A 24903-nucleotide genomic window follows, 5' to 3' on the forward strand; every position below is an offset into this window, starting at 1 on the left:
CGATTTTGAGTCTCTCGTGTAAAGTGTAGAGATTTATAGTTATCTCTTGACCGAGAGTTCGCCAAGGCTGCTCGAAATAATAGAATCGATCGGCAAGTGTTAATGCCTAACGCGGCGTTAGCTACATCCCAAAAATAGCTGCGACATTTTTACAATATCGAAAGCATGACCGTGGAGAGTGGGCCCCGAGCAAAACGCTCCTGACTGTCAAAATGACGTCAGACACCTTGAATGGGAACTTGCCGAAATGGCTTTGAACAGCATCAACACGAACTCGGGCGCGATGATCGCCCTGCAAAACCTGAACACCACGAACTCGGAACTGCAGGTTACGCAACAACGTATCAATACCGGCAAGAAGATCGGTAGCGCCAAGGACAATGGCGCGATCTGGGCGACGGCCAAGACCCAGTCGAGCACGGCCAGCTCGCTGAACTCCGTCAAGGACTCGCTGCAACGCGGTCAATCGACGATCGACGTGGCCCTGGCCGCTGGCGACACCGTCACCGACCTGCTGGGCAAGATGAAGGAAAAGGCCCTCGCCGCTTCCGACACCTCGCTGAACACCTCGTCGTTCAACGCCCTGGCCGCCGACTTCAACTCGTTGCGCGACCAGATCACCAAGGCCGTGACCAACGCCAAGTTCAATGGCGTGAGCATCGCTGATGGTTCGACCACCAAGCTGACCTTCCTGGCCAACTCGGACGGTTCGGGCTTCACCGTGTCGGCCAAGACCATCTCGCTGGCCGGTCTGGGCATGAGCGCGACGTCGACCTTCACCACCGCCGCGGCCGCCAAGACCATGATCGCTACGGTCACCAACGCCCTGGGCACCGCGGCCAACAAGCTGGCCTCCTTGGGCACCAGCTCCACCGGCCTCGACACTCACCTGACCTTCGTCGGCAAGCTGCAAGACAGCCTGGACGCCGGCGTCGGCAACCTGGTGGACGCCGACCTGGCCAAGGAAAGCGCCAAGCTGCAGTCGCTGCAAACGAAGCAGCAGTTGGGCGTGCAAGCTCTGTCTATCGCCAACCAGTCGTCCTCGTCGATCCTGAGCCTGTTCCGCTAAGTTCAGCGTACCGCGTAAGCGTAAGGAAAGGGCGGGTCTTCGGACCCGCCCTTTTTCTATGCGCGCCCGATAGGCGTCAGCGTCTTGCCCATCCGCACCAAGGGCACCTCGACCCCGCTGGAGGTTGGCGCGGCGAAGCGCTCGATCTCCTGGTACCCGCAGGCCCGGTATAGCGGCTCGCCGGCCAGGGTCGCCGCCAGTTCGCAGCGCGAGAACCCCTCCCCCGCCGCCGCGCCTTCGCAGGCTTCCAGAATCAATCGGCCGACGCCCTTCCGCACGTGATCGGGGTGGGTGTACATCGCCCTCACCCTGGCCGCGTCCCGGGCCGGATCCAGCAGCGCGGCGTCACGCCCCGCCGAATGATCGCCGCCGAACAAGGTGGCGCGCCGGCTCCAGCCACCGCAGCCGGCCAGCACCCCGTCATCCTCGACCACGAAATAGGTGCCGTCGGCCACCAGTTGGCTGTCCAGCCCCATGACCTCGAACGAGGCGGCCACGCCATCTGGGGTCAAAAACGGGGCCAGCAGTTCACCGATCGCCGCGTTCATCAGATCGCGCAAGGCGGGTAGGTCCTCGGGGACGGCGAGACGCAGGTTCAGACTCAAAGCGGATCGCTCCTTTGGCGCGGGCCAGCTTGGCCGCTCGAACGGTCGCCTCCAAGCCCGAAGCCGCGACAATGGCGCCCTTGGCGAAATTCTTTTATGACAACGTTGTCACAGCCAAAAGAATGCGCTACAGAAGTCCCAGCCTTTCTGGGCGTTTCCTCCTATCCCACTTTGGGCCGTCTTCCGCTCTCCTGCGAAGGCGGCCTTTTCTTTGGGCGCTAGAGCATTTTTCGAGCGAAGTGGTTGCGGTTCGCGTGAAGAAAAATGCGTCAAAACAGAAGATTAGAGCTCACGGCCTGACGCAGTCAGGTCGGGAAATGCTCTAGGCGCGGCGGCCGAGACGCGCCAAGGCGCCCACCGCCCCGGCCGCGAACAGACCGCTGCGCCAGGCGCTCTCGCGATCCGGCGCCAGGCCGCAGGCGGCGACCCTGGCGTCGAAATCCATCACCTGCCAGGTCCAGGCGTCATTGCCCGCGTGGATCACCACCGCGTAGTCGCGCACCTGCATCTGGTCGTAGGCCATCTCATCGCTCCTTGATGACGCGTGTCACCAAACTGAAGCGGTCGTGTCGTCCCCCGATGCCGGGGGTTTCCAGGGCGGGCGGAGGGAGCGTGGGGGTTTGGTGCAGAACTTATAAATGTTGTCATCCCGGACAAGCCCGCAGTGCGCAGATCCGGGACCGACGCGTGAACGCAGGGGCTTCCGGCGGTCCCGGATCAGCGGCCCTGCGGGCTTGTCCGGGATGACAGGCTTGGAAGCTACCCCGTCACGACCCGCCCGCCCTCGACCACCACCGGCCAAGGTGACAGCCGCGCCCCGACGCAGGGTCCGCCGACGCAGGCCCCGGTCTCGACCTCGAACAGCGCCCCGTGCCAGGAGCAGGCGATCAGGCCGCCGTCGTCGGTCAGATAGCGGTCCAGCACCTGGGCCAGGGGCAGGCCGGCGTGCGGGCAGCGGTCGACATAACCGAACGCCGCCCCGCCCCGGCGCACCACGAAGCCGTGGAAGCGCTTGTCGCCGATCTGCAGGACATAGTTCCGCGCGCCCGGGTCGGCGATCTGGTCGAGCGGGCCGAGCTTCACCCCGGCCGGCGTCGTCCACACCCGACCGCCAGCCCTGGCGTCCGGCGCGGTCTCTTGGCTCAAACGCGCTCGACCGTCTGTTCGATGGCGCCGAAGATCGAGTGGCCCTTGGCGTCACGCATCTCGATGCGGACCATGTCCTCGCCCAGAAGGAAGGACGTCTTGGCCGCGCCGCCCAGGAGGGTCTCGACCGTGCGCAGCTCGGCCAGGCAAGAATAGCCCAGCCCCCCCTCGGCGATCGGCTTGCCGGGTCCGCCGTCTGCGCCGCGATTGCTGACCGTGCCCGAGCCGACGATAGTGCCCGCCGCCAGGCCGCGGGTCTTGGCGGCGTGGGCCACCAGGGTCGCGAAATCGAAGGTCATGTCGACGCCGGCGTCAGCCTTGCCGAAGTCCTTGCCGTTGAGGGTGACCACCAAGGCGCCGTGCAGCTTGCCGTCCTTCCAGGCCTCGCCCAGGGCGTCGACCGAGACGGCGACTGGCGAGAAGGCGCTGGCGGGCTTGGACTGGACGAAGCCAAAGCCCTTGGCCAGTTCGCCGGGGATCAGGTTGCGCAGGGAGACGTCGTTGCAGAGCATGACCAGGGTGATGGCGGCCAGGGCCTCCTCGCGGGTCGCGCCCAACGGCACGTCGCCGACGATCACCGCCACCTCGCCCTCCAGGTCGCAGCCCCAGGCGGCGTCGGCCAGCGGGATGGTGTCACGCGGACCGAGAAACCCGTCGGAGGCCCCCTGGTACATCAGCGGATCGGTCCAGAAGGTCTCGGGCATTTCGGCGCCCCGCGCCTGACGCACCAGTTGGACGTGGTTCACATAGGCCGAGCCGTCCACCCACTGATAGGCGCGCGGCAAGGGGCTGGCGGCGTCATGCTCATGGAACCGCTCCAGCGGCACGCCGCCATCCTCGACGCTCAGGGCCAGGGCCTTGAGCATGGGCTCGCAGCGCTCCCAGTCATCGAGCGCGGCTTGCAGGGTCGGCGCGATCGTTCCGGCGTCGGTGAACCAGGCCAGGTCGTTGGAGACCACCACCAGCCGGCCGTCACGGCCGCCCTTCAGGGACGCGAGCTTCATGGGCGCTTCCTCTTCATTTTCTTGTTAGGGCAGGACGGCTTTGGGAAAGCCCATCCAGCAGGCGTCATAGTCGGCCTGAAGCGCGCAAGTCTCCAGCGCGAACTTCGTGGGGCGGATCACCCAGCGGCTTTCGAACATGAAGGCCATGGTCCCGTCGATCCTGTGCGGCTTCAAATCCGCCGCCGTCGCGCCCGCATGGCTGGCCACGTCGGGGCCGTGATCGCTCATCATGTTGTGCAGGGACGCCCCGCCGGGGCTGAAGCCGCCGGCCTTGGCGTCATAGGCGCCGGTGACCAGGCCCATGAACTCGCTCATCACGTTTCGGTGGAACCAGGGCGGGCGGAAGGTGTGCTCGGCCACCATCCAGCGCGGCGGGAAGATCACGAAGTCCACATTGGCCGTGCCGGGGATCTCGCTGGGCGCGGTCAGCACGGTGAAGATCGACGGGTCGGGGTGGTCGAAACTGACCGTGTTGATCGTGTTGAACCGCGCCAGGTCGTACTTGTAGGGCGCCAGATTGCCGTGCCAGGCCACCACGTCCAGCGGGCTGTGGTCCCAGGTTCCGGCCCACAGCCCGCCCTGGAACTTCTGGATCACCTGGGTGGGACGATCGACGTCCTCGAAGGCGGCGACGGGCGTAAGGAAGTCGCGGCTGTTGGCCAGGCCATTGGAGCCGATCGCACCCAGCTCCGGCAGGCGGAACATCGGGCCGTAGTTCTCGCAGACATAACCGCGCACGGGCCCATCGACCTCGACGCGGAAGCGGACGCCGCGCGGGATGACCACGATCTCGCCCGGCGCGGCGTCGATCAGGCCCAGCTCGGTAACCAGGCGCACCGCGCCCTGCTGGGGCACGATCAACAGCTCGCCGTCGGCGTTCTGGAACACCCGGTCGGTCATCGACGTGTTGGCGAGATACAGGTGCGCGGCCATGCCGGCTTGGGTCGCCACGTCGCCGTTGCCGGCCAGGGTTGTCAGGCCGTCCACGAAGTCCGTCGGCTCGGCGGGAATGTCGAGCGGGTCCCAGCGCAGGCGGTTGGGGGTCGGCTCGGCGACATCGAACGGGCCGCTCTTCAGGCGATCCTGGACGTAGGGCGCATAGGGACCATGGCCAGCGCTGGGCCGCAGGCGATAGAGCCAGCTGCGGCGGTTTTCATGACGCGGCGCGGTAAAGGCCGTGCCCGACAGCTGCTCGGCATAGAGGCCATAGGGCGGCCGTTGCGGCGAGTTCTGACCGACTGGCAGCGTGCCAGGCACGGCCTCGGTGGAGAAGTGGTTGCCGAAGCCGGATTGGTAGGCGGGCGCGTCAGTCATGCGGTTCTCACAAACACCCCCACCTCCCTTCATCCCGGCGAAGGCCGGGACCCAGGCCGAGCTCGGAAGCGATAAGCGGCGGTTCGATCGTTCTGGGCCAAGCCGAAATCCAGCTTCGGTCCCGGCCCTCGCCGGGATGAAGGGAAAGAGAATAGAACCCTTCCCGCGCCGCTCGAAAAGCCCCCTAGGCCTCGACGGTAATCACCCCACGCCGAATCTGGTCCAGCTCGATGCTCTCGAATAGCGCCTGGAAATTGCCGTTGCCGAAGCCCTGATTGCCCTTGCGCTGGATGATCTCGAAGAAGATCGGCCCAAACAGGTTCTCGGTGAAGATCTGCAGCAGCAGGCCTTCCTCGCCGACATTGCCGTCCAGCAGGATACGGTTCTTGCGCAGGCGTTCCAGATCCTCGCCATGGCCCGGCACACGCTTGTCGACCAGCTCGTAATAGGTCTCGATGGTGTCCTGCAGCTTGACGCCCCGGGCCCGCAGCTTCTCGACAGTGTCGAAAATGTCGTCCGTGGTCAGGGCCAGGTGCTGGATGCCCTCGCCCTTGTACTGGCGCAGGAATTCCTCGATCTGGCTGTGGTCGTCCTGGCTCTCGTTGAGCGGGATGCGGATGGCCTTGTCGGGCGCGATCATCGCTTGGCTGAACAGGCCGGTGGCCTGGCCCTTGATGTCGAAATACTTCTGCTCCTCGAAGCCGAAGACCTCGCGATAGAAGGTCGACCAGGTGCGCATCTGGCCGCGCTTGACGTTGTGAGTCAGGTGGTCGAGCAGGTCGAGGCCGACATTGTTGGCCGCTTCCGCTTCCGCAGCGCCGGGCACGGCGTCCCAGCTCGCGAACACCGCGCCTGGGCCTTCGACCAGATACAGCATCGAGCCGCCGATGCCTTCCAGCACCCGCGCGCCCTCGCCCAGCACGGTCGCCGAGGCGTCGGCCGCGACGGCCCCGCGCTTCAGGGCCTCGGCATAGGCGGCTTCCACGTCGGCGACGCCGAACGCCATGCCGTTGGCCGAAGGGCCGTGCGCCGCGCGGAACGCGGCGACCTGGCCGGCCGGCTCGTCATTGACCAGCAGGCTTATCCTGCCTTGCTTGTAGCGGGTCACGGCCTTGGTCGGATGGGTCGAGGCGGGCACGAAACCCAGTTGCTCGAACAGCGCCTTCATGGCGGCCGGCTCGGGGCTGGTGAACTCGACGAAGGCGAAGCCGTCGAGGCCCAACGGGTTTTGGGGCGGGTTTTCAGCGGTCATGGTCATGGCGTTGTCTCCGGAGTCAGAGCGCAAGGGCGGCCGGCAGGGCGGCGATCAGGCGGTCGTTGTCGGCGGGGCGGCCGATGGTGATCCGCACCCAGCCGCCGGGCACGGGCGTGGGCCGCACGATAAGCCCTTCCCGAAGCAAACGCATGGCGGTCGCTTCGGCGCCGGCCGGGCTGCGCAGGAACACGAAATTGGCCGCGCTCCGTGTGCGCTGCACGGCCATGGCGTGCAGTACGGCCTCCACGCGGCCACGCTCGGCGATCGTCAGGGCGACGGTTTGGTTCAGGTGCTCCTGGTCGTCCCAGGCGGCCAGGGCGGCGGCCTGGCTGATGGCGGCGACGTTGAACGGCGGGCGGATGCGATCGAGGTATCCGACCAGCTCCACCGACGAGCAGATGCCGTAGCCGACGCGCAGGCCGGCCAGGCCATAGGCCTTGGAGAAGGTGCGGCCCGAGACCCAGGTCCCGCCCCAGGCCTTCAGCAGGGCCAGGGTGTCGAAGGCGGCGTGATATTCGCGATAGGCCTCGTCGACGAACACCACGGTCGAGCGCGGGGTGACGGCCAGGATCTCGGCCATGTCGACGCCGCTCATCGCGTTGCCGGTCGGGTTGTTGGGGGTGCACAGCACCATCAGCTTGGGACCCTTGGCGGCCTCGAGCTTGAAGGCCTCGACGTCGAGGTCGAAGCTTTCGAGGCGCGGCACGTCGATGAAGCTGGCCTCGGCGCAGGCCCCGAAGATTCCATAGGCCGGGAAGGTGGGCGCGCTCAGCAGGATGCTGTCGCCGGGGTGCAGCACGGCGCGGAACAGGTAGTCGATCAGGGCTTCAGAGCCCGGGGTGACGACGATCCGGCCGGCGTCGATCGCCAGGCGCTGGCCGATCGCGGCGCGCAGGGTCTCGCAATAGGGGTCGGGATAGATCTCGGGGCTGGCCAGGGCGGCTTGCACGGCGTCGGCGACCTTGGGGCTGCAGCCCAGCAGGTTCTCGTTACTGGCCAGCTTGGACAGGTCGGTGCGGCCGGCGCGGCGGGCCGCTTCGGCCAGGGTCATGCCGGCCTTGTAGGCGACGACGCCTTCCAGGGCGGGACGCACGGGCGAGGAAACGGCGGGGGCCAGGGACTTTTGATCGACAACCAGCATAGCCGTGCTCCGGTACAGGATAGGCCGGCAGGATAGGGCGTCCGCTATGGCGGGGTCTGGCGATGATGACGATCTCATGGCGTTTAATGGTCATTTTATGCCGACTCAGTGGTCCATTTCGGACCTTTGTGACGCCTCCGGGGACATGCCCTTGCGGCGTGTCCCCGTCCGGAAACCCGGCGGGTTGAGAAGGCGCGGAGCGGCCGGGCCAAGCCCGGATGACCGTGGGTTTAGAGTTTGCGTTTCGGCGTGGACCGACCGCTTCGCGAAACCGTTTGTCTCGAGGGACGACGATTGAGGGCTTGTTTCATCCCGATCGTCGTTCCCCCTCGGACGGGCAGGATCAAAGTCGCCCGGAAGGGGCCGTCAGCGACTCCGACAGATCCTGGAACAGACCGGTTTGAACGTCCCGGCCCCGTCGACCCGCGCAGATCCCGGCGAGGTTTTGATGGGCGGCGGATTTCTCCAGACCCATGCCTGCCCCACGCGTGGCCCTGCACGGCCCCGCTCGGTTCCATCTCCATCGCCGCTTCGGGTCGGTATCAAGCGCCCTCCTCCGCGACGGAGACGGGGTCCAGTATGAGGCCGTGGTGGGTGCGCCAGCGGTTGTGACGCTGATTATTTTATAGGGCGTTGAATTTGTTGGGGTTTGGGGTGAGTGATTGTGGGGATGGAGGGCGCTCTATCCTCTCTCCGAGAGGGAGAGGGTTCAACAAAGGCGGCCCGGTACCGCTAAACATGGACCGCGCAGCCGCATCCGGGGCGGATGCGGGCGGTCGCCGGAAGCAGACATTACGAGCGTCCGCGAAGGGCGGGAAGCGGACGCTGCGTCAGCCTTCGAAGGCCTCTGCCATCCTGGAACGATCGTAGTCCAAGAGCCAGTTGTCGAACTGCTGGTAGAGTCCGGATGTGGTTTCCTTGGCGATGGAGGTGACCTCCATACCCCGGTCGTCATAAGCGTTGACCGACACACCTCGCTCTAGGTCGACAAGTTTGGACATGACCGGCGCTTGCGGCATGACGCCGATGTCATGCGCAACTTGGTTCCAGAGCAAGATGTCGGCTTGATCCCAAGTCAGCCTTACAGCGCGGTGCAGCCAAGGTTCAGCCTCATCGTCGATCGTCTCATCCTGCCAGCGATAACCGCTCCAAGTCGCTAGGTTGGACTCGGTCGGCACTCCCATCTCTTCGAGGTGTCCGAAGGCCGTCCCCTTTGTCCAGCCACGCCGCTTGGCTCCCAATTCTCGTTTGGGATCAGGATAGGCAGCGATGACACCAACCAGGTTGTCTGTGGGCAGAGCCGCACGGGCTAGAACGCGTGCGCGATCGTAGCTGCTCGTGAACATCGTCACGTAGGAGTCACCCTGGTTTAGCTCAAATCGGAGCCGATAGGGTGAGGACCACAGGTCTCGCTCCCAGTCAGGTCCAAAGGATAAGGTCATCGTTGTTCTATAGGTGGCGTAAATAAGGTCAGCAAAGGGATCGAAAGCCGGCTTTAGGATTAGTGCGCATAGTTGACGTCTAGGACCTCCATGGGCGGCGTCTAATGAGGGACACACCCGCACTTTCCCCCCTCACCCGCTACCCCCTACCCCCTACCCCCGCTCCTTCGTTCGCTCGAACCGCACCTTTGGGAACCGCTCGGTGACATAGCCGATTTCCCACGACGACTTGCCCAGAAATACCGGCTGGTCGTCGATGTCGTGGGCCATGGCGGTGCGGTGCTTGTTGGTGAAGTCCTCGACGTCGGCGCGGTCGCCATTGACCCAGCGGGCCTCGGAATAGGGGGCGTTCTCGAACAGGCAGTCGAGGGCGTATTCGTTGGCCAGGCGGTCGGCCATGACCTCGAACTGCAGCTGGCCCACGGCGCCGACCACGAAGTCGGAGCTGCCGATCATTGGCCGGAAAAGCTGGGTTACCCCTTCTTCTGCCAGGCCTTCCAGCGCCTTTTTCAGGTGCTTGGCCTTCAGCGGATCGCGAACCCGAACGCGGCGCAGGATTTCCGGGGCAAAATTGGGCAAGCCGGCGAAGCGCAGGGTTCCGCTCTCGGACAGGCTGTCGCCCACCCGCAGCACGCCATGGTTGGGGATGCCGATCACGTCGCCGGCGAAGGCGTCCTCGGCCAGTTCGCGGTCGCTGGCGAAGAACATGATCGGCGCGTTGACGCTCATGGCCTTGCCGGTATTCTGGGCCTTGAGCTTCATGCCGCGCACGAACTTGCCGCTGGTCAGCCGCAGGAAGGCGATGCGGTCGCGGTGGTTGGGGTCCATATTGGCCTGGACCTTGAACACGAAGCCCGAGACCTCCGGATCGCCGGGCGCCACATGGGTGTCGACGCCGCTCTTGTTGACCTTGGCCGCATGCGGCGGCGGGGCGTAGGCGCCGATGCCGGCCAGCAGCTCGTTGACCCCGAAATGGCGCAAGGCCGAGCCGAAGAACACCGGCGTCATGTGGCCCTCGAGGAAGCTCTTGACGTCGAACGGCTTGGCGGCCTCGGAGACCAGCATGGCCCCCTCCTCCACCTCCGACAGCTCCTCTGGGTCGAGATACTGGACGATGGCGTTGGACTTCAGCGACACGGCGGCCGGGTGGCCCTCGTCGTCGGTCGAGCTCTTCTTGGCGTAAGGGATGAAGGTCTGGCCGCGCAGGTCGAGCATGCCCTTGAAGCGTCCACCCGAACCGGCCGGCCAATAGAGCGGCGCCGGATCGAGGGCTAGCTTCGAGGAGACCTCGTCCAGCAGCTCGAACGGGTCCTGGGCCTCGCGGTCCATCTTGTTGATGAAGGTGATGATCGGGATGTCGCGCAGGCGGCACACTTCGAACAGCTTCAGGGTCTGGGGCTCGATGCCCTTGGCGGCGTCCAGCACCATGATCGCCGCGTCGGCGGCCGTCAGGGTGCGGTAGGTGTCTTCCGAGAAGTCCTCGTGGCCCGGGGTGTCGAGCAGGTTGAACATCAGGCCATCGTGGTCGAACGTCATCACCGAGGCCGAGACCGAGATGCCGCGCTCGCGCTCGATCTTCATCCAGTCGGACTGGGTGCGGCGAGCCTGGCCGCGGGCCCGCACCGCGCCGGCCGCCCGGATCGCCCCGCCGGCCAGCAGCAGGTTCTCGGTCAGGGTGGTCTTGCCGGCGTCAGGGTGGCTGATGATCGCGAAGGTGCGGCGGCGCGCGGCCTCGAGGGCGAGAGAAGTGCTCATCAGCGGGGGTTAGCGCTCCGGCGCGCCGTTGTCACCTTCCCCGGGCGTCCGATCGGCCGTTTCCGACGGAGCTGCGGCTGCGTCAAACCATACCGCTTGCACGAAAACTCTCATATGACCCTAGGCAGCCTAGGGTTTTCGGATCATGCTGATTTTACGGCGATAGCTCCCCTGTAGAGGGACGGCCGCGAGTGAGGAAACGACGATGGCTATGGTTCACGACCCGCGCCACCAACGCGGCGCATGCACCCCTCAAGGCACGGCCCTGTGCCTCGGCGTCGCGGTGGCGGGCTTGGTGCTGGCCGCAGTGGCGCTGAGCTGGCTGATAGGGCTGATAGGGCTGATCGGCTTGCTCTAGCCGGCCCCAAAAGACCAGCCTAGGCCGCCAGGCGTCGCCAGACCTGACGGTCGGCTTCCAGATTGCTGAGCGCGCCGGTCTTCTGCCGCTCGAACAACGACCCCATGATCTCCGGCCCAAGCTGGGCATATCGCACCTGCACCTGATCAACCAGGCAACCGCGCGACGGGGCGATGAACAGCGCGGCGTTGATGTCCGGCATCTTGGCGATGATCAGGGTGGCCAGGCGTCGAGCCTTCTCCAGATCCTTGTGATGCAGCAGGGGCTCGGTGGCGTAAAGCTCCTGACCCAGCTTACCGACGTAGTTCAGCGACACCTTCGCGAAACGCTCGCGGGTGATCGGCGGGGCCGGTTCGGCCGCGTCGAGGCTGAGGACGACGTCGTTGAGCAGAAACAGCATCGGAACCTTGAAATCACCGGGCGGCGGCTGGGATCGGGGCGTTCGGGGAGAACCGCGTCATCCTGCCTCTGCGGGCTTTCGTTCCGGTTTAGGAGCAGGGTTAACAACCTGGGAAGCCTGGAAATCCCCAATCGCGCCGGCGCCGAGCCCGGAACCAAGGCTTGGCGACCCCGCCTCGGCGCCCCATGTGGAAGCTTCGCCCTCGCCGGAGCCGCAGCACTTGATCCCATCCCCGATCACCACCGCCCTGCGCGTCGCCGGGTTCTGTCGCGTGTCGCCGCGCGAGACCGACGCCCTGCTCGGCCGGCCCGCGGTGGCAGGCTGGGACGCCTTCGCCGACAGCTGGAATGATCTCGGCCTGGACCGCTTCATGGCCGACGGCGGTCGCTATCGGCGGCGGCGGTTCGCGGCCTTTTCGGCGTCGCCGGAGCAGATTGTGCGCAAGCCCCACCAGCCGCACTATCAGAGTCGCGACCACAACGGCCTCAATGGCGGAGTGCAGCGCTGGTTCGCGCCAATCGACGACGCCATCGCCGACCATCCGGTGACCCAGGCTGTGATCGGCGCGGGCCTGGCGCTGTTCCATCCGCTAACGATGGATCCGCCCAAGGCTTGGCACGTCGAGCTCCACCAGTTCCGGATCGAGGCCGGCGATGGCGAGGCGGGGCTGCCCACGCCCGAAGGCGCCCATCGCGACGGCGTCGATTGGGTGATCGTCATGCTGGTGGATCGCCACAACGTGGCCAGCGGCGTCACCGACATCTACGCCAATGACGGCGCCCGCCTGGGCAGCTTCACGCTGGAGCGCCCGCGCGACACGGTGTTCCTCGACGACCACCGCGTGCTGCATGGCGTAACGGCGATCCGCCCGCTCGAACCCGGCGCGCCGGCGCGGCGCGACGTGCTGGTTGCGACCTTCCGGCGGGAGTAGCAGACTGCTAGAGCATTTCCCGACCTGACTGCGTCAGGCCGCGAGCTCTAATCTTCTGTTTTGACGCATTTTTCTTCACGCGAACCGGAAGCACTTCGCTCGAAAAATGCTCTAGGCGGCCGGATCGGCCTCCACCGGCTCGGTCAGGAAGTGGCGGCCTTCGCGGTCCTCGATCTCGATCACCCAGATGTCGGGATCGATCCGGGCGGCGCGCTGCGTATAGGCGTCCAGGTCGGGTTCGAAGTCCGAGCGGACCGGCTGCATCCAGAACCGCTCGCCGTCGCCGCGCGTCGCCTCGCCATAAAGGCGCGCGGTGTTGGCGCGCCGGTCCACGGCCTTGACCAGCACCGCCCCGGCGCGCGGGTCGCCCTTGCGCGTCACCATGGCGAAGGCCCCACCCAGCTCGGCGCGGCGGATCAGGGCCCCGACCCAGATATCCGTGGAAAGTAGCATCGCTAACCGAACCGCAACCTCGGCGCCCTAAGGCTGCCTGCTGAAACCGCTCTCGCAGAATACGAGACCATGACGTCGAAGACCAAGACCCTTGAGGGTTTGACGGCGCGGTGGCCAGGGATTTTCGTCGCCATCGCCGCGCTCGGCGCGGCGACCGCCGTCCAGGCCGCCACCGCCGCCGACCAGCTCTATGAACGCACGCTGATGACCTCGGCCGACGCCCGCTGCCGGCTGTTCAAGCCCGGCGTGGGTTCCGCCCTGGACGCCGCCCGGGCCCAGGCGCGGGGCGCGACCCTGCGCTCGGGGGCCAGCGAGGCCCAGGTCACGGCGCTGGAGGCCCGCGCCCAATCCAAGGCCGGCGCCGCGCCCTGCAATTCCCGCGACCTGACAACCGCCGCCGACCGCGTGCGCAAGGCCTTCGACGGCTATTCGACCATGTTGCGGATGACCTATCCGGGCGACCGCGCCACCTGGCAAGCCGACCGCTCGGTCTCGGCGACCATTCCGATCTGGCGGCTGTCGCAGCCGGCCGGCTTTGGCGCCGATCGACTGGTGTTCGGCCTGGAGGGTCGCGCCAACCAGATGCGGGCAGTGGTTGTTTTCGCCGACGCCGCCCAGCCCTACACCGCCCGCCTGGTGCTGCGCGACACGCTGCGCACCCAGGGCCCCTATCTGAACGCCCGCAACGCCAAGGGGCTCGCCGCCAACGCCGCTCCCCGCAACGCCAGCCGGGTGTTCGGCGCCGAGACCCGCGACAGCGCGCCCGTCACCCTGCTGCCGGCCGGCGCGAAGACGGGCTTGTCATTCCGCTTTCCCCGCGACGCCATCGACGCCATGAGCCGGCTGGACCCGCGCGAAGCCGCGACGCTGGAATTCGTGTTCACCGGCCGCGCGGGACAGGACGTGGTGCGGCGGGCCTATGTGGAGGTTGGCGATTTCGCGGCGGGGCGGGCGTTCTTGCGGTAGGCGCTCCGGCGGCGAACACTTGCCCTCTACGGATCGCTTCGCGATCGTCTTCCTCCAGAGGGGGAAGAGCTCAAGGCTCCGCGCCCATGGGGGCGGACAGACCGCGAAGCGGTCAGGTGGGGGCAAGTGTGTGAGCCGCCTACCGCGGCGGTGCGAACTTCACGACGTTGGGGCCTAGTTCAGGCTCGGCTTCGGGCTCGGCCATCGGCTCCAGGGTCGCCGGCATCGGCCGTGACGCGTGCAGCAGCACCGGCATGCGCACCGAGACGCTGGTGCCCGCGCCCATCCGGCTTTCCACATGCATCTCGCCGCCATGCAGCTTGGCGAAGGCGCGCACCAGCGACAGGCCAAGGCCCGTGCCCATGGCCCGCTGGTCGACACCGCCGGCCTGTTCATAGGGCCGGCCCAGGCGTTCCAGGTCTTCGGGACTGATGCCAACGCCGGTGTCGGCGACCACCAGCTCGAACTCACCGTCATGGCCGTCGGCGGTGACCGTCACCTGGCCGCCGCGCGGGGTGAACTTCAGGGCGTTGGACACCAGGTTCAGCACGATCTGCTTCAGCGCCCGACGGTCGGCGTCGACCTCCAGCTCGCCCGGCGGCAGCACGCCGCGCAGCTGCACGCCAGCCGCGTCGGCCTGGACGCGCATCAGCCGCATGGCCGCCGTTACCGCCTCGCGGGCGTCGAATTCGCCACGCGTCAGCTCGAACCGCTCGGCCTCGATCTTCGACATGTCGAGCACGTCATTGATCAGGTCCAGCAGGTGGCGGCCGCTCTCATGGATCAGCTCGGCATATTCGCCGTAGCGATCGGTCAGCGGGCCGAACATCCGGGCCCGCATGATGTCGGAAAAGCCCATGATGGCGTTGAGCGGGGTGCGCAGCTCGTGGCTCATGTTCGCCAGGAAGCGGGCGCGGCCGGCGGCCAGGCTCTCGGCCTCGGCGCGGGCTTGCTGCAAGGCGGTCTCGCGGGCGCGCTCGACGGTGGCGTCGCGCATGACCCCGACCAGCAAGGCGGGAGAAACCAGGCGCAATTCCAGGCTGACCGTGCGGGCCGGATCCAGAAGGGGCGCGAACGAGACGCTGGCCTCGCCGGCCTCGAGCGCGGCGGCCAGGGCGGCGCTGACCTTTTGGCGATCCCCGGCGCTGGCGACCGTGACCAGGCCTTCATTGACCAGATTGACCGAGCCGACGCCGCGCGGCGCCACGCCGCGCAGGGTCTTGATCCGGCCGATGCTGTTGACCACCAGCAGCAGCTGCGGCGCGCCATCGACCAGGGTCTGCAGCGTGTTGAGTTCAACGAGATGGCGGCTGTCGCGTTCTCGGGCGACGCGATGGGTGAGAATCAGGCCGGACGCCAGGCCCACCCCCACCGTGGCCACGGACAGGAAGCCGAGAATGAAGGCCAGCGGCCCTTCTGGCGCGGCGGGCGCCAGGCCGGAAAGCTGGGTCAGGGCCGCCACCGCGCCGCCAATCAAGGCCAGGCTGGCGCCTTCGGCCAAGCGTCTGGGGGACGACAGGGTCGAGGCGGCCGCCACCGGCGCCAGGATCCAGGCGCTCATCGCGCCCGAAACGCCGCCCGTGACGATCGCCGCGCCCGCGCCGCAGGTGGCCCACAGCACCAGGATCAGGGATTGCAGGCGCTCGTCCCGCCGCTCGCCGACGGCCAGGGCCGCCAGGGCCGGAACTCCTCCGGCCGCCAGGGCGAGCCAGACGTACAGGCTGGTGGCGTCGGTGAAGGCCGCCGCGCCCGCCGCCAGAAACACCGCCGCCAGCCAACCCAGCCGCCACAGATAGGCCGCGCCAAAGCCACCCGTCGCAGACAGGGGCCGGCCGTTCGGGATCTGGGCGCCGTCAATGGCCAAGGCCGCGAGAATCCCTCTTCGCTGTTTCTGGTCGTCAAAGCTTAACGCGGACCGGGCGCTGCCCCAAGGCCGCACAATCGACGCGCGATCGTTAGCGCCCGAGCTTCCTGTGGACGGAAACGGATTCGTAAGCGCCTTGGTTCAAAGGTGGTCGCTCGCGTTACGGACAGAAGGTCCGGGAGTTCCTGATGCCGCCACCGGCCATCACCGATGCGTCGCCCCATGCCGAACCGCCTCGCGAGAGCGTAGGCGCCGACATGGGACCGATGTCTCAGACCGCGACATTCCGTCGCGCGGCGGCGCGCGCGCGTCGAAAACAGGCTCTCGACGACCAGAAGCGCTCATTCCTGCGCATGGTCAGCCACGAACTCCGGACCCCGCTGAACGCCGTGATCGGCTTCTCCGAAATCCTGTCCTGCGAACTCTACGGCCCCCTGGGGGCGCCCCAATACAAGGAATACGCCACCCTGGTGCATGAGAGCGGCCTGAAGCTGCTCAAGCTGGTCAATCAGATCGTCGAGATCGCTCGGCTGGAAGGCCATGTCACCGACCTGGACCTGGGGTCCGAGGACCTGGACGAGGCGGTCGAGGACGTGGTCCTGCAATTGCGGGCGGAAGCTGCGGCCAAGGGCGTCAGCATCGTCGCGCCGGAGGTCGGCGTCCTGCCCAGCCTGCGCGCCGACGGCCGAGGCCTGCGCACCATCCTGTGCAATCTTTTGCAGAACGCCATCATTCACTCGCCGCAGGGCGGGCTGATCGTCATCGAGGCGCGACGGATCGAAGAGGCGATGGTGGAGATCGAGATCCGCGACCACGGCGAAGGCGTGGATCCCGCCGATCTAAACCGCCTCGTCCGGCCTTTCGAGCAAGGTGGCAGCACGCTGACGCGGTGTTCCGAAGGCGCTGGCCTGGGGCTGCCGATCGTCGATCTGCTGACCCGGGCCATGGACGGCGGACTGCGGCTGAAATCAGCGCCCGGCCAAGGCTTCACGGCGATCGTCACCCTGCCGGAAGTTCAAGCCCGGACCGCAACGGGGCGCGGACGGCTGTAAACGGGCTTCCCCTTTGGGCGGCGGCGCACTAAGTCCCGCGCCATGCAACGCCCGATCGACGCCGCCCTCGGCGAACTCGCCGACGAATTCGAAGTCCTTGGCGACTGGGAAGAACGCTATCGCTATGTGATCGAGTTGGGCAAGGACCTGGCTCCGCTCAGCGAGGCCGAGCATTCCGAGGCCAACAAGGTGCGCGGTTGCGCCAGCCAGGTGTGGCTGGTCACCCAGCCCCAGGCCGATGGCACGGTGGTGTTTCGCGGGGACAGCGACGCGCACATCGTCAGCGGCTTGATCGCGATCGTGCTGCGGCTCTATTCGGGCCAACCCGCCAAGGACATCGTGGCGTTCGACGCGGCGGCCGCCATGGCGCGGCTCGGCTTGTCGGAGGCGCTGTCTTCGCAGCGGTCCAACGGCCTCAAGTCGATGGTGGCGCGGATTCAGCGCGACGCCGTGGCGCTGAGCTGAATCCTGCCGACCGCATCGGTCGAGATTTAGAAGAAGCCCGCCCGGGTTCCAATGAACCAGATCGCGATGACGATCAGCACCAGCTGCAGCAGCCAGTTGACCGGCGAGGGAATGGGGCTGCGTTGGACCGCATAGAGCGCTAGGCCAAGCAGAACGAGGGCGACGACGATGATGATCAGGATGCTCATGACGGCTAAACCGCGCTACCTGAACATTAGTTCCAGTCACGCTTGAGAACCTGTCACGCTTGAGAAGAAAGGCGTCACGGCCTATGGCCAGCCGATGAGCTTCCGCGTCGCCGCCCTCTATCGTTTCACCACCTTCGAGGACCCGGCCGCGATCCAGGGACCGCTGGCCGCCCTGTGCTGCGGCCTGGGCATAAAGGGGACCCTGTTGCTGGCTCGCGAAGGGATCAACGGCACCATCGCCGGCCCGCCGGAAGCGATCGACCAGGTGCTGGGCCACATCCGCGGCTTGCCCGGTTGCGGCACGCTTGAGCTAAAGTTCGCCGACGCGGACGCCATGCCCTTCCACCGCATGAAGGTGCGGATCAAGCGCGAGATCGTCACCCTTGGGGCGGGAGAACTAGACCCCGCCAATCAGGCCGGCGCCTATGTCGAGCCCGCCGACTGGAACGCTCTGATCGCCCAGGAAGACGTGGTGGTGATCGACACGCGCAACGCCTATGAGGCCGCCATCGGCACGTTCGAGGGCGCGATCGATCCCCGAACCTCCAGCTTCAGCGACTTCCCCGCCTGGTTCCGCGCCTTCCGCGAGACCTGGGATCCAACCGCGCCGCCGCCCAAGGTGGCGATGTTCTGCACCGGAGGCATCCGCTGCGAGAAGTCCACGGCCTTCCTGAAGAGCGAGGGCGTGCCGGAGGTCTTCCACCTCAAGGGCGGTATCCTCAACTATCTGGAGACCACGCCCGCCGACGAGAGCCTGTGGCGCGGCGAATGTTTCGTGTTCGACGAGCGGGTGGCGGTCGGCCATGGGCTGACGCCCGGCACGCACGGCCTGTGCCGGGGCTGCCGACGGCCGCTGGGGCCGGAGGATCGCGCGTCACCGCTTTATGTCGAAGGCGTCGCCTGCCCCGCTTGCCACGACGAACGCGACGAAGACGCCAAGGCCCGCTACGCCGAACGCCACCGCCAGGCGGCCCGGGCACGGCAGCTGGGCATCGCGCATGTGGGGGCGGTGATGCCGCCGCGTGAAACGGACTGAACGGTCGGGATCATCGCCGCGTCGTCCGCGTTATCGAGGCTCACCCTTGTTGACGGAGCCTCCCCATGGCCGCCTATGACGCCTCCTACGGCAAGCCCGCCGCCTCGTCGGGCCTCTTTTCCAGCCTCAGCGACAAGCTTTCCGGCCTGTTCGGCTCCAAGGCCGCGCCGGCCCCGCCGGTCGATTACGCCCTGACGCCGGACGCCCAAGGCAAGATCACCCTGGCTGGCTACAAGGTGCCCGTGGCCTTGGCCGTGGTCGGCGCCGTCGCGGTCGGCGCCCTGCTGATCAACCGCCGCACCCGGGCCCCGGCTATCGCCGCAGCGGCCACCGCCTGGAGCTTCCTCGGCAAGAAGGCCGTCTAAGCCGCCGCTTAGAACCTTTCGGCCGAGCCCCGCGTTAGACTGGTCACCATTCCAAGGAGAGCCTCTCATGGCCCATACCAACGAAGACCACATAAAGCTCGTCAACGGCCTGGTGGAAACCACCATCGACAGCGCCGACGGCTATGAAGAAGCCGCCAAGGACGCCGACGGCGCCCGCTTCAAGGACCTGTTCACCCAGCGCGCCCAGGAGCGTCGCTCGGTGGCCTCCGACCTGCAGAACGAAGTCCGCCGCCTGGGCGGCGAAGCCAAGGACGACGGCACCATCCTGGCCGCCGCCCACCGAGCCTTCGTCAACCTGAAGGAGAGCCTGACCAAGGGCGACGAAGCCGTGGTCAACGAGGTCGAGGCCGGCGAGGACCACATCAAGCACAAGTTCGAAAAAGCCCTGGCCGACACCGACGTCGACACCCAGACCCGAGCCGCCATCGAAAAGGCTTGGACCTCGGTCAAGTCCGGCCACGACCAGATGCGCGACCTCAAGAAGTCGCTGCAGCATTAGGGCATTTCCCCACCTGACTACGTCCGGCCGTGAGCTCTAATCTTTTGTTTTAACGCACTTTTCTTCAGGCGAACCGGAACCACTTCCGCTCGAAAAATGCTCTAGCGTCTAGTCGGGGGACACACACTCATCCCACGCCCTCTGCCCTGTCGGCACGGGCAGGAGGTTGAGCGTTTGTCCCCCTTTCGCCCGCGCTGATCACGCCATCCGGTAGTGGCTCGCCAGTCGCTGCAGCGCCAATTTCAGGATCGTCTTGCCCGACCGCCTGGGCAGGCCCAACTCACGTTCCGCCGCCTGAAGCGCGGTCTCGGCCAGGCACACCCGCTCCAGCATCTCCCGCAGTCCCGGACCCACCGCCGCCAGGGCCGCAGCGATCCGGTCCTTGGCCGCCCGCGCCCGCAACGCCGGCTCAAGGCGTTGGCCGCCACCTGCGGAACGTGGCTGGGTGTCCCAGTTCATGGTCAGACGGCCCAGCGTGCCGGCCTTTTGGAAGTCCTCGCGCAGCCGCTCGCCCGCCGCCATCTCGACGGGCTCGATGCCGCCGCGTCGGGCCAGCCAGGCCAAGGGGGACTCGCCCAGATTGGCCTTCAACACCACGTGGGCGCTGCTGCCCTCGATCACCACCCGCTCACCCTCGATGACGCCAGGACGGCCGGGGGGCGGCAAGGCCGGGCCCTGGAGCGGGGCCAACCGCCAACCGCCCTCGCGCCGGACAATCAGGCCCCACTCACGCGCCAGAGCCCGAAAGGCGGCCTCGTCCATGGCCAGCATCGCCCGCTGGCGCGGTCCGAAGCATACGGCATAGCCCAGGCCCTTCGCCTCCAGCAGCGCGCCGGGCCGCTGCAGCAGCCGCGCCGCCCGGGCGGCCAGGCGCTCGGCCTCCAGTTCACGCTCGAAGACACCGCTCACCGCCGCGCGCCTTGGTGACAGGTGAGGTCGGGGATGGTGTCGGGCGCCTGTTTCACGCAGGCGTCCAGGGCGTTCATCTGGGCGTCAAAGGCGGCGTTCTCGCGCATGTCCTCGATGCGGTGGCAAGCGTGGCCGCAGGTGGTGCGGTCGCGGTTGAAGGCCAGGGCCACGCGCAGCAGCGGCCAGTTGAAATTGACGTGGGCCAGATAAATGGCGATCTGCCGCGCGCGGGCCGCCGCCTTGCTGGTGCGGCCGACCGAGGCGATCTCGGACGGCGACACCCCGGTGGCCAGGGCCACGGTATGGGTGACGAAGGCCGCGGCCAATCGGTCGCGACGCGGGTCGGGCGTGATCGCCCACAGGTCTTCGAGCGCTTGAGCAATCATGTACCACCCCCAGTGGTCGACGCCCCAATGACGCCGTCTGACCATCAGCCTAGGCCGATATTCCGGGGTAGAGGATAACTTTCCTATTACGCGCGTCTAGTAGGAATATAAACCTTTGATTGTACTCAGATGGGAGCCCCTCTATCCCCGCGTCCAAACGGGCATCGACGCTTTCGGAAGGATCGCGCCCTTGCAGCCGACGACCGCCGCGGCCAGCTCATGGCCGCGAATCACCGCCGATTCGATGGCCAGTCCGGCCAGGCGCGAGTGCAGGTAGGCGGCGTTGAAACTGTCGCCCGCCCCGGTGGTGTCCAGCGCCTTGACCCGCTGCGGCGCGGCCGTGGCGATGCGGCCTTCGGGGGTGTGGACATTAATCGCGTGGCTCTCGTCGCGCGCCACCACCTCGGCGCCAGTGGCGGCCCATTCGGCGGCCAGGTCCTCGGCCTCGCGGCCATAGGGCGGGCGGCTGTCCTCGCTGCTCAGCGAGATGTAGCGGCAGGACGGTACGACGCCATCGAGCGCCTCGCGAGCCGCCTCTGAAGTGGCCCACAAGGCGGGCCGGTAGTTGAAGTCGAGGGCCGCCGCCACGCCCAGCGAGTGGACATAGGCCAGAATATCCTTCAGCCGCGCCCGACCGATGTCGCCGATCACCGCCAGGGTGACGTCGGACAGATAGACCAGGTCGCTGGCCTTGGCCGCGGCGATCAGCTGGTCGGCGGTATGCTGCGAGAACAGGTCGCGGATTGGGGCCCGCTCGCGCCACTAGTGGAACTTCCGCTCGCCGTTGTCGTCCAACACGATGACGTAAAGGCCCGGCAGGCGGTTCTCGGCCTCGCGCACCAGCCGGGTGTCCAGCCCCTCGCGCCGCATGGCCGCAAGGGCGCCCTCGCTGAAGGGGTCGTCTTGGCCAAAGCGCCGTGCAGTAGGCGACCAAGTCGCCCAGCCGGGCCAGGTAGACGGCGGTGTTGAAGGTGTCGCCGGCATAACTCATCCGATGCAGACCCTCGCCCTCCGGCGACAGCTCGACCATGCATTGGCCCTACATCAATTCTGCAAGTCTATCGCCTTAGGTCAGCCAACCTGAAGGGCCGCGCTCGATGAACGTCATTCGCACGATCGGTGAAGCCTTGACCCTTGGCGCCCGAGCGATCGTCATGGTCTGCGCGGCCGGCCTGCTGGCGAGTTGCGACGAGGTGGCGATGTCAGACGCCGACCGCGCCTTCGACGCCGCCTTCACTACAGCCTTGGCGCGACATCAGCCGATTGATCTGGCTCGCCTCGAAACGGGCGACTGGTTTCAGGTCTGCGCGATCGGCGAGGACAGACCGGCGTCGATGTTGCCGGGCCAACGACCCCGTCCGGGAGAAGCGGCGTTCGACACCCTGATCGACCCGGCCTTCTTGCCCGCGGGTCAGGCCGACGGCGGCGCCCTGGCCTATACTCATCCGGACGGGGTGGAGGTTCGTCCGCTATCGGGCCTGGCGATCAACATGGGGGCGTCGATCAATCGCTGCGTCCCGCGCAAGGCTGCTGTCTTGGTCGACTCGCCTGACACCGGCTGGCGGTTTCGAGATTATCCGACATCAACCGACTGGACGGCGGGCACTAGCCCTTCTTCCGCTCCAGAATCCACGCGTCCACCTTGGCCTCCAGCACCGCCAGCGGCAGCGAGCCGTTGAGCAGCACCGCGTCATGGAAGGCCCGCTCGTCGAACTTGTCCCCCAGCGCGGCCTCGGCGCGGTGGCGCAGTTCGAGGATCTTCAACTCGCCCACCTTGTAGGCCAGGGCCTGGCCCGGCCAGGAAATGTAGCGGGCCACCTCGACGTCGATATTGACCGGCGACAGGGCGGTGTTTTCGACGAAACAGACCTTGGCCTGGTCGACCGTCCAGTGCTTGGCGTGGAGGCCCGTGTCGGCCACCAGCCGGCAGGCCCGCCACATCTCGTAGGACAGCCGGCCAAACAGTTCATAGGGGTCGCGATAGAGCCCCATCTCCTCGCCGAGCCATTCCGAGTAAAGGCCCCAGCCCTCGCCATAGGCGTTGAAATAGACGGTCTTGCGAAAGTCCGGGACGCCGGTCTGTTCCTGGGCCAGCGAGGTCTGGATGTGATGGCCTGGCGCGCCCTCGTGCAGCACCAGGGCTGGCAACTCATAGAGGCCGCGCTGGTCGAGCGCCGAGGTGTTGATCATCAGGCCGCCGGCCCGGCCGGTCTTGGGGTCGCCGCCGAAATAGCGGCCGGTGGTGTAGCCCTGCTCGATGCTGGCCGGCACGGGGCGCACGCCATAGGTCAGGCGTGGCAGGGTCCCGAAATGGGCCGGAAGCTGGTCGTCGGCCCGCTTGGCGATCTCGCTGGCCTTTTCCAGTAGCTGCTGGCGGCTGGTGGCGTAGAAGCGCGGGTCCTTGCGCAGAAAGGCGATGAAGGCGGGCAGGTCGCCCGTGAAGCCCGCCTGCCGCATCACCGTCTGCATACGGCCCCGGATGCGCGCCACCTCCGACAGGCCCAGGGCGTGGACCTCGTCGGGCGTCATGGTCGTGGTGGTATGGCGGCGCACCAGGAAGGCATAGTAGCGCGCGCCGTCGGGCAGGTCGGTGGCGGCCAGGCTCTTGGCGGCGTACGGCAGATATTCGGTCTCCAGGAAGGTCACGAATCCCGCGCGGGCCGGCGCCACCTTGTCGGCCAGCACCTCGGACCCCTCGGCCAGCAGGGCGGCTCGGCGATCGGCGGGGATGGACGCGGGCAGGTCGCGCAGCGGGGCCAGCAGCGGCTCGTCGACCAGCGGCGTGGCGGCCGTTCGGCGGGCGCGGTCCAGCACGGCCCGCGCGGTCGGGACGGCTTGGACAAAGCCCGTGCTGATCCCGCGCCGGGCGTTGGTGATATTGGCCGCGTACCAGTCGGGCGTGGCGGCCAGCAGGCCGATCCACTGGCGCGCCTCGGCCTCGCTCTTCAGGTGCATGCCGTTGGCGCGGTACAGCAGGGTCACGTCGAAGCCGCCGTCGGTGTTGAACGGCATCCGCGCCTCGTCGAACGACAGGCCCTCCAGCCGCTCGTCGAGACTCCATTTGAGGATGGCGTGGGTCAGGCGCTGGTCGGGGGTCAGGCCGGCCAGGTCGACGCCGTCCAGGGCCTGGCGGGCGGCCGTCAGCTGAGCCTTACGCGTGGCGTCGGCGGCCGGTCCTACTGGCGGAAACTTGAAGCGCGAAGCCTCGTCGGCCCCGCCCTCCCCGTCGTCCTCGCCCGCTCCGGCGGCCTCATAGGCCTTGACGGCCTGATCCAGCCGGTCGGCGGCGCTGGGCGTCGCGGCGGCCGCCGCGCCATTCAGGGCGAGGGTCAAGGCCAGACCTACAAGGACGCACTTGAACATTGGAAGTTCCCCGCTAAAGCCTCGCGGTTAGAGCAGGAATCGCGGCGCCGCCCAAACGGCTAGAACGTCGTCTTGCAGCCTTGCTTGGCGTGGACGCCGCGCAGGAAGCCGCGACGGGCGAAGCCGGCGTCGAGGGCGGCGTTCATGCGGCGCTCGGCGGGGGCGGCGCCCGAGACCTCGCGCACCAGGCCGCGGAAGGGGATGATGGCGTTGACCACGGTCTTGCCGCCCGCCTCGGCCAGACGGCCGACGCGGTTTTCCTTGTACTCGTTGCCGACGTTGTAGTCGGGGCCGAGTTCGCCGTTCAGGCTGGCGATCTCGGCGGCCAGCGCCTTGCAGGTTTTCAGGCCCTTGATGTTGTAAGGGTCGCTGGCGGCCTTGGCCAGGATCGGCGGTACGTCGCGCTTCATCACGCCGACGTCGCGAGCCGGCTGGGTGCCGATCTCCAGGGTCTTCTTGCGCGCGCCGTCTTTCCAGCTTTCGTTGGTCTCGTCGGCGGGTTTCTTCTGCACCACCTTGGCGGGGACCTTGCCCGGATCCCTGCTCGGATCCTCCGGCTGGATCTGGCGCTCGGCTGCGGTCTCCTGGATCTTGGCTCTTGCCTGGGCGTGCGCCTGGCCAGCCAGCATAAGCGCCGCCGCAGCAACCGTCATAGAGGCCAGGCGAGCGCGTCCAAGGTTCATTCGAGTCATGTGCCGTTCCTACACCTTCACCGGCCCGACGCAGGTGAACGCCGTTTATAAACGGCTAGCTTCACAGTGGGTTCCGCAGCGCACCCAAGGCCCACCGGATGCGTCACGCTTCAAATTCTGGGGAGGAAATTGGAGCGGGCGAAGAGATTCGAACTCTCGACCCCAACCTTGGCAAGGTTGTGCTCTACCACTGAGCTACGCCCGCATCCGGGATCTTCTGGGTC

27 protein-coding genes, 1 tRNA gene and 1 pseudogene are annotated in these 24903 nt (G+C 67.1%); 10 read left to right on the forward strand and 19 right to left on the reverse strand.

The annotated features are described in order from the left end of the window. Positions 1 to 247 precede the first annotated feature (247 nt). On the forward strand, positions 248 to 1069 hold the full coding sequence (locus ACP696_RS03530; RefSeq protein ID WP_426012926.1) for a flagellin: 822 nt from the start codon (positions 248 to 250) through the stop codon (positions 1067 to 1069). Between the two features lie 56 nt (positions 1070 to 1125). Here the strand turns inward: ACP696_RS03530 and ACP696_RS03535 are convergent, their stop codons facing one another. From ACP696_RS03535 to ACP696_RS03575, 9 genes are all read right to left on the reverse strand, one after another. Then, positions 1126 to 1674 (reverse strand): GNAT family N-acetyltransferase, encoded by a 549-nt coding sequence (locus ACP696_RS03535; protein ID WP_426012928.1) that lies wholly within the window; start codon positions 1672 to 1674, stop codon positions 1126 to 1128. Positions 1675 to 1996: 322 nt separating this feature from the next. After that, complete coding sequence (locus ACP696_RS03540; RefSeq protein ID WP_426012930.1) at positions 1997 to 2197, reverse strand: hypothetical protein; 201 nt, start codon at positions 2195 to 2197, stop codon at positions 1997 to 1999. Between the two features lie 236 nt (positions 2198 to 2433). Further along, complete coding sequence (locus tag ACP696_RS03545) at positions 2434 to 2820, reverse strand: Rieske (2Fe-2S) protein (protein ID WP_426012931.1); 387 nt, start codon at positions 2818 to 2820, stop codon at positions 2434 to 2436. Continuing rightward, positions 2817 to 3824, reverse strand: coding sequence for a fumarylacetoacetate hydrolase family protein (locus ACP696_RS03550; protein ID WP_426012933.1), 1008 nt, complete (start codon positions 3822 to 3824; stop codon positions 2817 to 2819). Before ACP696_RS03550 ends, ACP696_RS03545 begins: the two co-directional genes overlap by 4 nt. A gap of 24 nt (positions 3825 to 3848) precedes the next feature. After that, positions 3849 to 5138 carry a homogentisate 1,2-dioxygenase gene (gene hmgA / locus ACP696_RS03555; protein ID WP_426012935.1) on the reverse strand — a complete coding sequence of 430 codons (1290 nt, stop codon included), beginning with the start codon at positions 5136 to 5138 and terminating at the stop codon, positions 3849 to 3851. A gap of 184 nt (positions 5139 to 5322) precedes the next feature. Beyond that, positions 5323 to 6390, reverse strand: coding sequence for a 4-hydroxyphenylpyruvate dioxygenase (gene hppD, locus ACP696_RS03560; protein WP_426013262.1), 1068 nt, complete (start codon positions 6388 to 6390; stop codon positions 5323 to 5325). 22 nt (positions 6391 to 6412) lie between these two features. Beyond that, on the reverse strand, positions 6413 to 7534 hold the full coding sequence (locus ACP696_RS03565; protein WP_426012937.1) for a pyridoxal phosphate-dependent aminotransferase: 1122 nt from the start codon (positions 7532 to 7534) through the stop codon (positions 6413 to 6415). Between the two features lie 830 nt (positions 7535 to 8364). Further along, positions 8365 to 8976 carry a DUF3885 domain-containing protein gene (locus ACP696_RS03570; protein ID WP_426012939.1) on the reverse strand — a complete coding sequence of 204 codons (612 nt, stop codon included), beginning with the start codon at positions 8974 to 8976 and terminating at the stop codon, positions 8365 to 8367. 153 nt (positions 8977 to 9129) lie between these two features. After that, on the reverse strand, positions 9130 to 10731 hold the full coding sequence (locus ACP696_RS03575; RefSeq protein WP_426012941.1) for a peptide chain release factor 3: 1602 nt from the start codon (positions 10729 to 10731) through the stop codon (positions 9130 to 9132). Between the two features lie 205 nt (positions 10732 to 10936). On the opposite strand from ACP696_RS03575, the gene ACP696_RS03580 reads away from it, so the two are divergent. Continuing rightward, complete coding sequence (locus ACP696_RS03580; protein WP_426012943.1) at positions 10937 to 11089, forward strand: hypothetical protein; 153 nt, start codon at positions 10937 to 10939, stop codon at positions 11087 to 11089. A gap of 19 nt (positions 11090 to 11108) precedes the next feature. Here the strand turns inward: ACP696_RS03580 and ACP696_RS03585 are convergent, their stop codons facing one another. Continuing rightward, positions 11109 to 11489, reverse strand: a complete 381-nt coding sequence (locus ACP696_RS03585) for a hypothetical protein (protein WP_426012945.1) — start codon at positions 11487 to 11489, stop codon at positions 11109 to 11111. Positions 11490 to 11724: 235 nt separating this feature from the next. Between ACP696_RS03585 and ACP696_RS03590 the strand changes: the two genes are divergently transcribed. Then, positions 11725 to 12420 (forward strand): 2OG-Fe dioxygenase family protein, encoded by a 696-nt coding sequence (locus ACP696_RS03590; RefSeq protein WP_426013264.1) that lies wholly within the window; start codon positions 11725 to 11727, stop codon positions 12418 to 12420. 111 nt (positions 12421 to 12531) lie between these two features. On the opposite strand, the gene ACP696_RS03595 is transcribed toward ACP696_RS03590, so the two are convergent. Beyond that, on the reverse strand, positions 12532 to 12873 hold the full coding sequence (locus tag ACP696_RS03595) for a DUF1491 family protein (RefSeq protein ID WP_426012947.1): 342 nt from the start codon (positions 12871 to 12873) through the stop codon (positions 12532 to 12534). Positions 12874 to 12942: 69 nt separating this feature from the next. On the opposite strand from ACP696_RS03595, the gene ACP696_RS03600 reads away from it, so the two are divergent. After that, positions 12943 to 13839 carry a hypothetical protein gene (locus ACP696_RS03600; RefSeq protein WP_426012949.1) on the forward strand — a complete coding sequence of 299 codons (897 nt, stop codon included), beginning with the start codon at positions 12943 to 12945 and terminating at the stop codon, positions 13837 to 13839. Positions 13840 to 13978: 139 nt separating this feature from the next. On the opposite strand, the gene ACP696_RS03605 is transcribed toward ACP696_RS03600, so the two are convergent. Continuing rightward, on the reverse strand, positions 13979 to 15703 hold the full coding sequence (locus ACP696_RS03605) for a sensor histidine kinase (protein WP_426012951.1): 1725 nt from the start codon (positions 15701 to 15703) through the stop codon (positions 13979 to 13981). A 188-nt stretch (positions 15704 to 15891) separates the two neighbouring features. Between ACP696_RS03605 and ACP696_RS03610 the strand changes: the two genes are divergently transcribed. Together ACP696_RS03610 and ACP696_RS03615 are read left to right on the forward strand one after the other, a co-directional pair. Further along, the gene (locus ACP696_RS03610) at positions 15892 to 16755 is read left to right on the forward strand and encodes a sensor histidine kinase (RefSeq protein WP_426012953.1); all 864 of its coding nucleotides are present in this window, start codon (positions 15892 to 15894) and stop codon (positions 16753 to 16755) included. A gap of 42 nt (positions 16756 to 16797) precedes the next feature. Continuing rightward, entirely contained in the window at positions 16798 to 17220 is a 423-nt protein-coding gene (locus ACP696_RS03615; protein ID WP_426043466.1) for a SufE family protein, read from the forward strand. A 26-nt stretch (positions 17221 to 17246) separates the two neighbouring features. Here ACP696_RS03615 and ACP696_RS03620 read toward each other — a convergent pair whose 3' ends face one another. After that, positions 17247 to 17408, reverse strand: a complete 162-nt coding sequence (locus ACP696_RS03620) for a hypothetical protein (protein ID WP_426012956.1) — start codon at positions 17406 to 17408, stop codon at positions 17247 to 17249. Between the two features lie 94 nt (positions 17409 to 17502). Between ACP696_RS03620 and ACP696_RS03625 the strand changes: the two genes are divergently transcribed. From ACP696_RS03625 to ACP696_RS03635, 3 genes are all read left to right on the forward strand, one after another. Continuing rightward, positions 17503 to 18444 (forward strand): rhodanese-related sulfurtransferase, encoded by a 942-nt coding sequence (locus ACP696_RS03625; RefSeq protein WP_426043467.1) that lies wholly within the window; start codon positions 17503 to 17505, stop codon positions 18442 to 18444. 65 nt (positions 18445 to 18509) lie between these two features. Further along, entirely contained in the window at positions 18510 to 18809 is a 300-nt protein-coding gene (locus ACP696_RS03630) for a hypothetical protein (RefSeq protein ID WP_426043468.1), read from the forward strand. Positions 18810 to 18876: 67 nt separating this feature from the next. Continuing rightward, on the forward strand, positions 18877 to 19329 hold the full coding sequence (locus ACP696_RS03635) for a PA2169 family four-helix-bundle protein (protein ID WP_426012962.1): 453 nt from the start codon (positions 18877 to 18879) through the stop codon (positions 19327 to 19329). Positions 19330 to 19527: 198 nt separating this feature from the next. On the opposite strand, the gene ACP696_RS03640 is transcribed toward ACP696_RS03635, so the two are convergent. From ACP696_RS03640 to ACP696_RS03650, 3 genes and pseudogenes are all read right to left on the reverse strand, one after another. Continuing rightward, a complete protein-coding gene (locus ACP696_RS03640; protein ID WP_426043469.1) occupies positions 19528 to 20238 on the reverse strand; it encodes a DUF6456 domain-containing protein in 711 nt (236 codons plus the stop codon). After that, positions 20235 to 20624 carry a helix-turn-helix domain-containing protein gene (locus tag ACP696_RS03645; protein WP_426012965.1) on the reverse strand — a complete coding sequence of 130 codons (390 nt, stop codon included), beginning with the start codon at positions 20622 to 20624 and terminating at the stop codon, positions 20235 to 20237. Before ACP696_RS03645 ends, ACP696_RS03640 begins: the two co-directional genes overlap by 4 nt. Positions 20625 to 20765: 141 nt before the next feature. After that, positions 20766 to 21654 (reverse strand): annotated as a pseudogene (locus tag ACP696_RS03650) (sugar kinase). 67 nt (positions 21655 to 21721) lie between these two features. Between ACP696_RS03650 and ACP696_RS03655 the strand changes: the two are divergent. Further along, positions 21722 to 22303, forward strand: a complete 582-nt coding sequence (locus ACP696_RS03655) for a hypothetical protein (protein ID WP_426012967.1) — start codon at positions 21722 to 21724, stop codon at positions 22301 to 22303. Here ACP696_RS03655 and ACP696_RS03660 read toward each other — a convergent pair. The 3 genes from ACP696_RS03660 to ACP696_RS03670 all read right to left on the reverse strand — a co-directional run bounded on the left by ACP696_RS03660 (position 22230) and on the right by ACP696_RS03670 (position 24884). Continuing rightward, on the reverse strand, positions 22230 to 23987 hold the full coding sequence (locus ACP696_RS03660; protein WP_426012968.1) for a DUF885 domain-containing protein: 1758 nt from the start codon (positions 23985 to 23987) through the stop codon (positions 22230 to 22232). The two genes, ACP696_RS03655 and ACP696_RS03660, sit on opposite strands and share 74 nt — an antisense overlap. A 59-nt stretch (positions 23988 to 24046) precedes the next feature. Further along, positions 24047 to 24679 (reverse strand): hypothetical protein, encoded by a 633-nt coding sequence (locus ACP696_RS03665; protein WP_426012969.1) that lies wholly within the window; start codon positions 24677 to 24679, stop codon positions 24047 to 24049. 130 nt (positions 24680 to 24809) lie between these two features. Then, positions 24810 to 24884, reverse strand: a tRNA-Gly gene (locus ACP696_RS03670). Positions 24885 to 24903 lie beyond the last annotated feature (19 nt).

It is taken from the genome of Caulobacter sp. DWR3-1-2 (genome assembly GCF_049896225.1).
Classification (GTDB): Bacteria; Pseudomonadota; Alphaproteobacteria; order Caulobacterales; family Caulobacteraceae; genus Caulobacter.

Bases quoted from the DNA above. Each gene is read 5' to 3' on its own strand.
- ACP696_RS03530 (WP_426012926.1), top strand. From the start codon at position 248: ATGGCTTTGAACAGCATCAACACGAACTCGGGCGCGATGATCGCCCTG.
- ACP696_RS03540 (WP_426012930.1), bottom strand. From the start codon at position 2,197: ATGGCCTACGACCAGATGCAGGTGCGCGACTACGCGGTGGTGATCCAC.
- ACP696_RS03550 (WP_426012933.1), bottom strand. From the start codon at position 3,824: ATGAAGCTCGCGTCCCTGAAGGGCGGCCGTGACGGCCGGCTGGTGGTG.
- hmgA (WP_426012935.1), bottom strand. From the start codon at position 5,138: ATGACTGACGCGCCCGCCTACCAATCCGGCTTCGGCAACCACTTCTCC.
- hppD (WP_426013262.1), bottom strand. From the start codon at position 6,390: ATGACCGCTGAAAACCCGCCCCAAAACCCGTTGGGCCTCGACGGCTTC.
- ACP696_RS03565 (WP_426012937.1), bottom strand. From the start codon at position 7,534: ATGCTGGTTGTCGATCAAAAGTCCCTGGCCCCCGCCGTTTCCTCGCCC.
- ACP696_RS03570 (WP_426012939.1), bottom strand. From the start codon at position 8,976: ATGACCTTATCCTTTGGACCTGACTGGGAGCGAGACCTGTGGTCCTCA.
- ACP696_RS03575 (WP_426012941.1), bottom strand. From the start codon at position 10,731: ATGAGCACTTCTCTCGCCCTCGAGGCCGCGCGCCGCCGCACCTTCGCG.
- ACP696_RS03580 (WP_426012943.1), top strand. From the start codon at position 10,937: ATGGCTATGGTTCACGACCCGCGCCACCAACGCGGCGCATGCACCCCT.
- ACP696_RS03585 (WP_426012945.1), bottom strand. From the start codon at position 11,489: ATGCTGTTTCTGCTCAACGACGTCGTCCTCAGCCTCGACGCGGCCGAA.
- ACP696_RS03595 (WP_426012947.1), bottom strand. From the start codon at position 12,873: ATGCTACTTTCCACGGATATCTGGGTCGGGGCCCTGATCCGCCGCGCC.
- ACP696_RS03600 (WP_426012949.1), top strand. From the start codon at position 12,943: ATGACGTCGAAGACCAAGACCCTTGAGGGTTTGACGGCGCGGTGGCCA.
- ACP696_RS03610 (WP_426012953.1), top strand. From the start codon at position 15,892: ATGCCGCCACCGGCCATCACCGATGCGTCGCCCCATGCCGAACCGCCT.
- ACP696_RS03615 (WP_426043466.1), top strand. From the start codon at position 16,798: ATGCAACGCCCGATCGACGCCGCCCTCGGCGAACTCGCCGACGAATTC.
- ACP696_RS03620 (WP_426012956.1), bottom strand. From the start codon at position 17,408: ATGAGCATCCTGATCATCATCGTCGTCGCCCTCGTTCTGCTTGGCCTA.
- ACP696_RS03625 (WP_426043467.1), top strand. From the start codon at position 17,503: ATGAGCTTCCGCGTCGCCGCCCTCTATCGTTTCACCACCTTCGAGGAC.
- ACP696_RS03630 (WP_426043468.1), top strand. From the start codon at position 18,510: ATGGCCGCCTATGACGCCTCCTACGGCAAGCCCGCCGCCTCGTCGGGC.
- ACP696_RS03635 (WP_426012962.1), top strand. From the start codon at position 18,877: ATGGCCCATACCAACGAAGACCACATAAAGCTCGTCAACGGCCTGGTG.
- ACP696_RS03645 (WP_426012965.1), bottom strand. From the start codon at position 20,624: ATGATTGCTCAAGCGCTCGAAGACCTGTGGGCGATCACGCCCGACCCG.
- ACP696_RS03655 (WP_426012967.1), top strand. From the start codon at position 21,722: ATGAACGTCATTCGCACGATCGGTGAAGCCTTGACCCTTGGCGCCCGA.
- ACP696_RS03660 (WP_426012968.1), bottom strand. From the start codon at position 23,987: ATGTTCAAGTGCGTCCTTGTAGGTCTGGCCTTGACCCTCGCCCTGAAT.
- ACP696_RS03665 (WP_426012969.1), bottom strand. From the start codon at position 24,679: ATGACTCGAATGAACCTTGGACGCGCTCGCCTGGCCTCTATGACGGTT.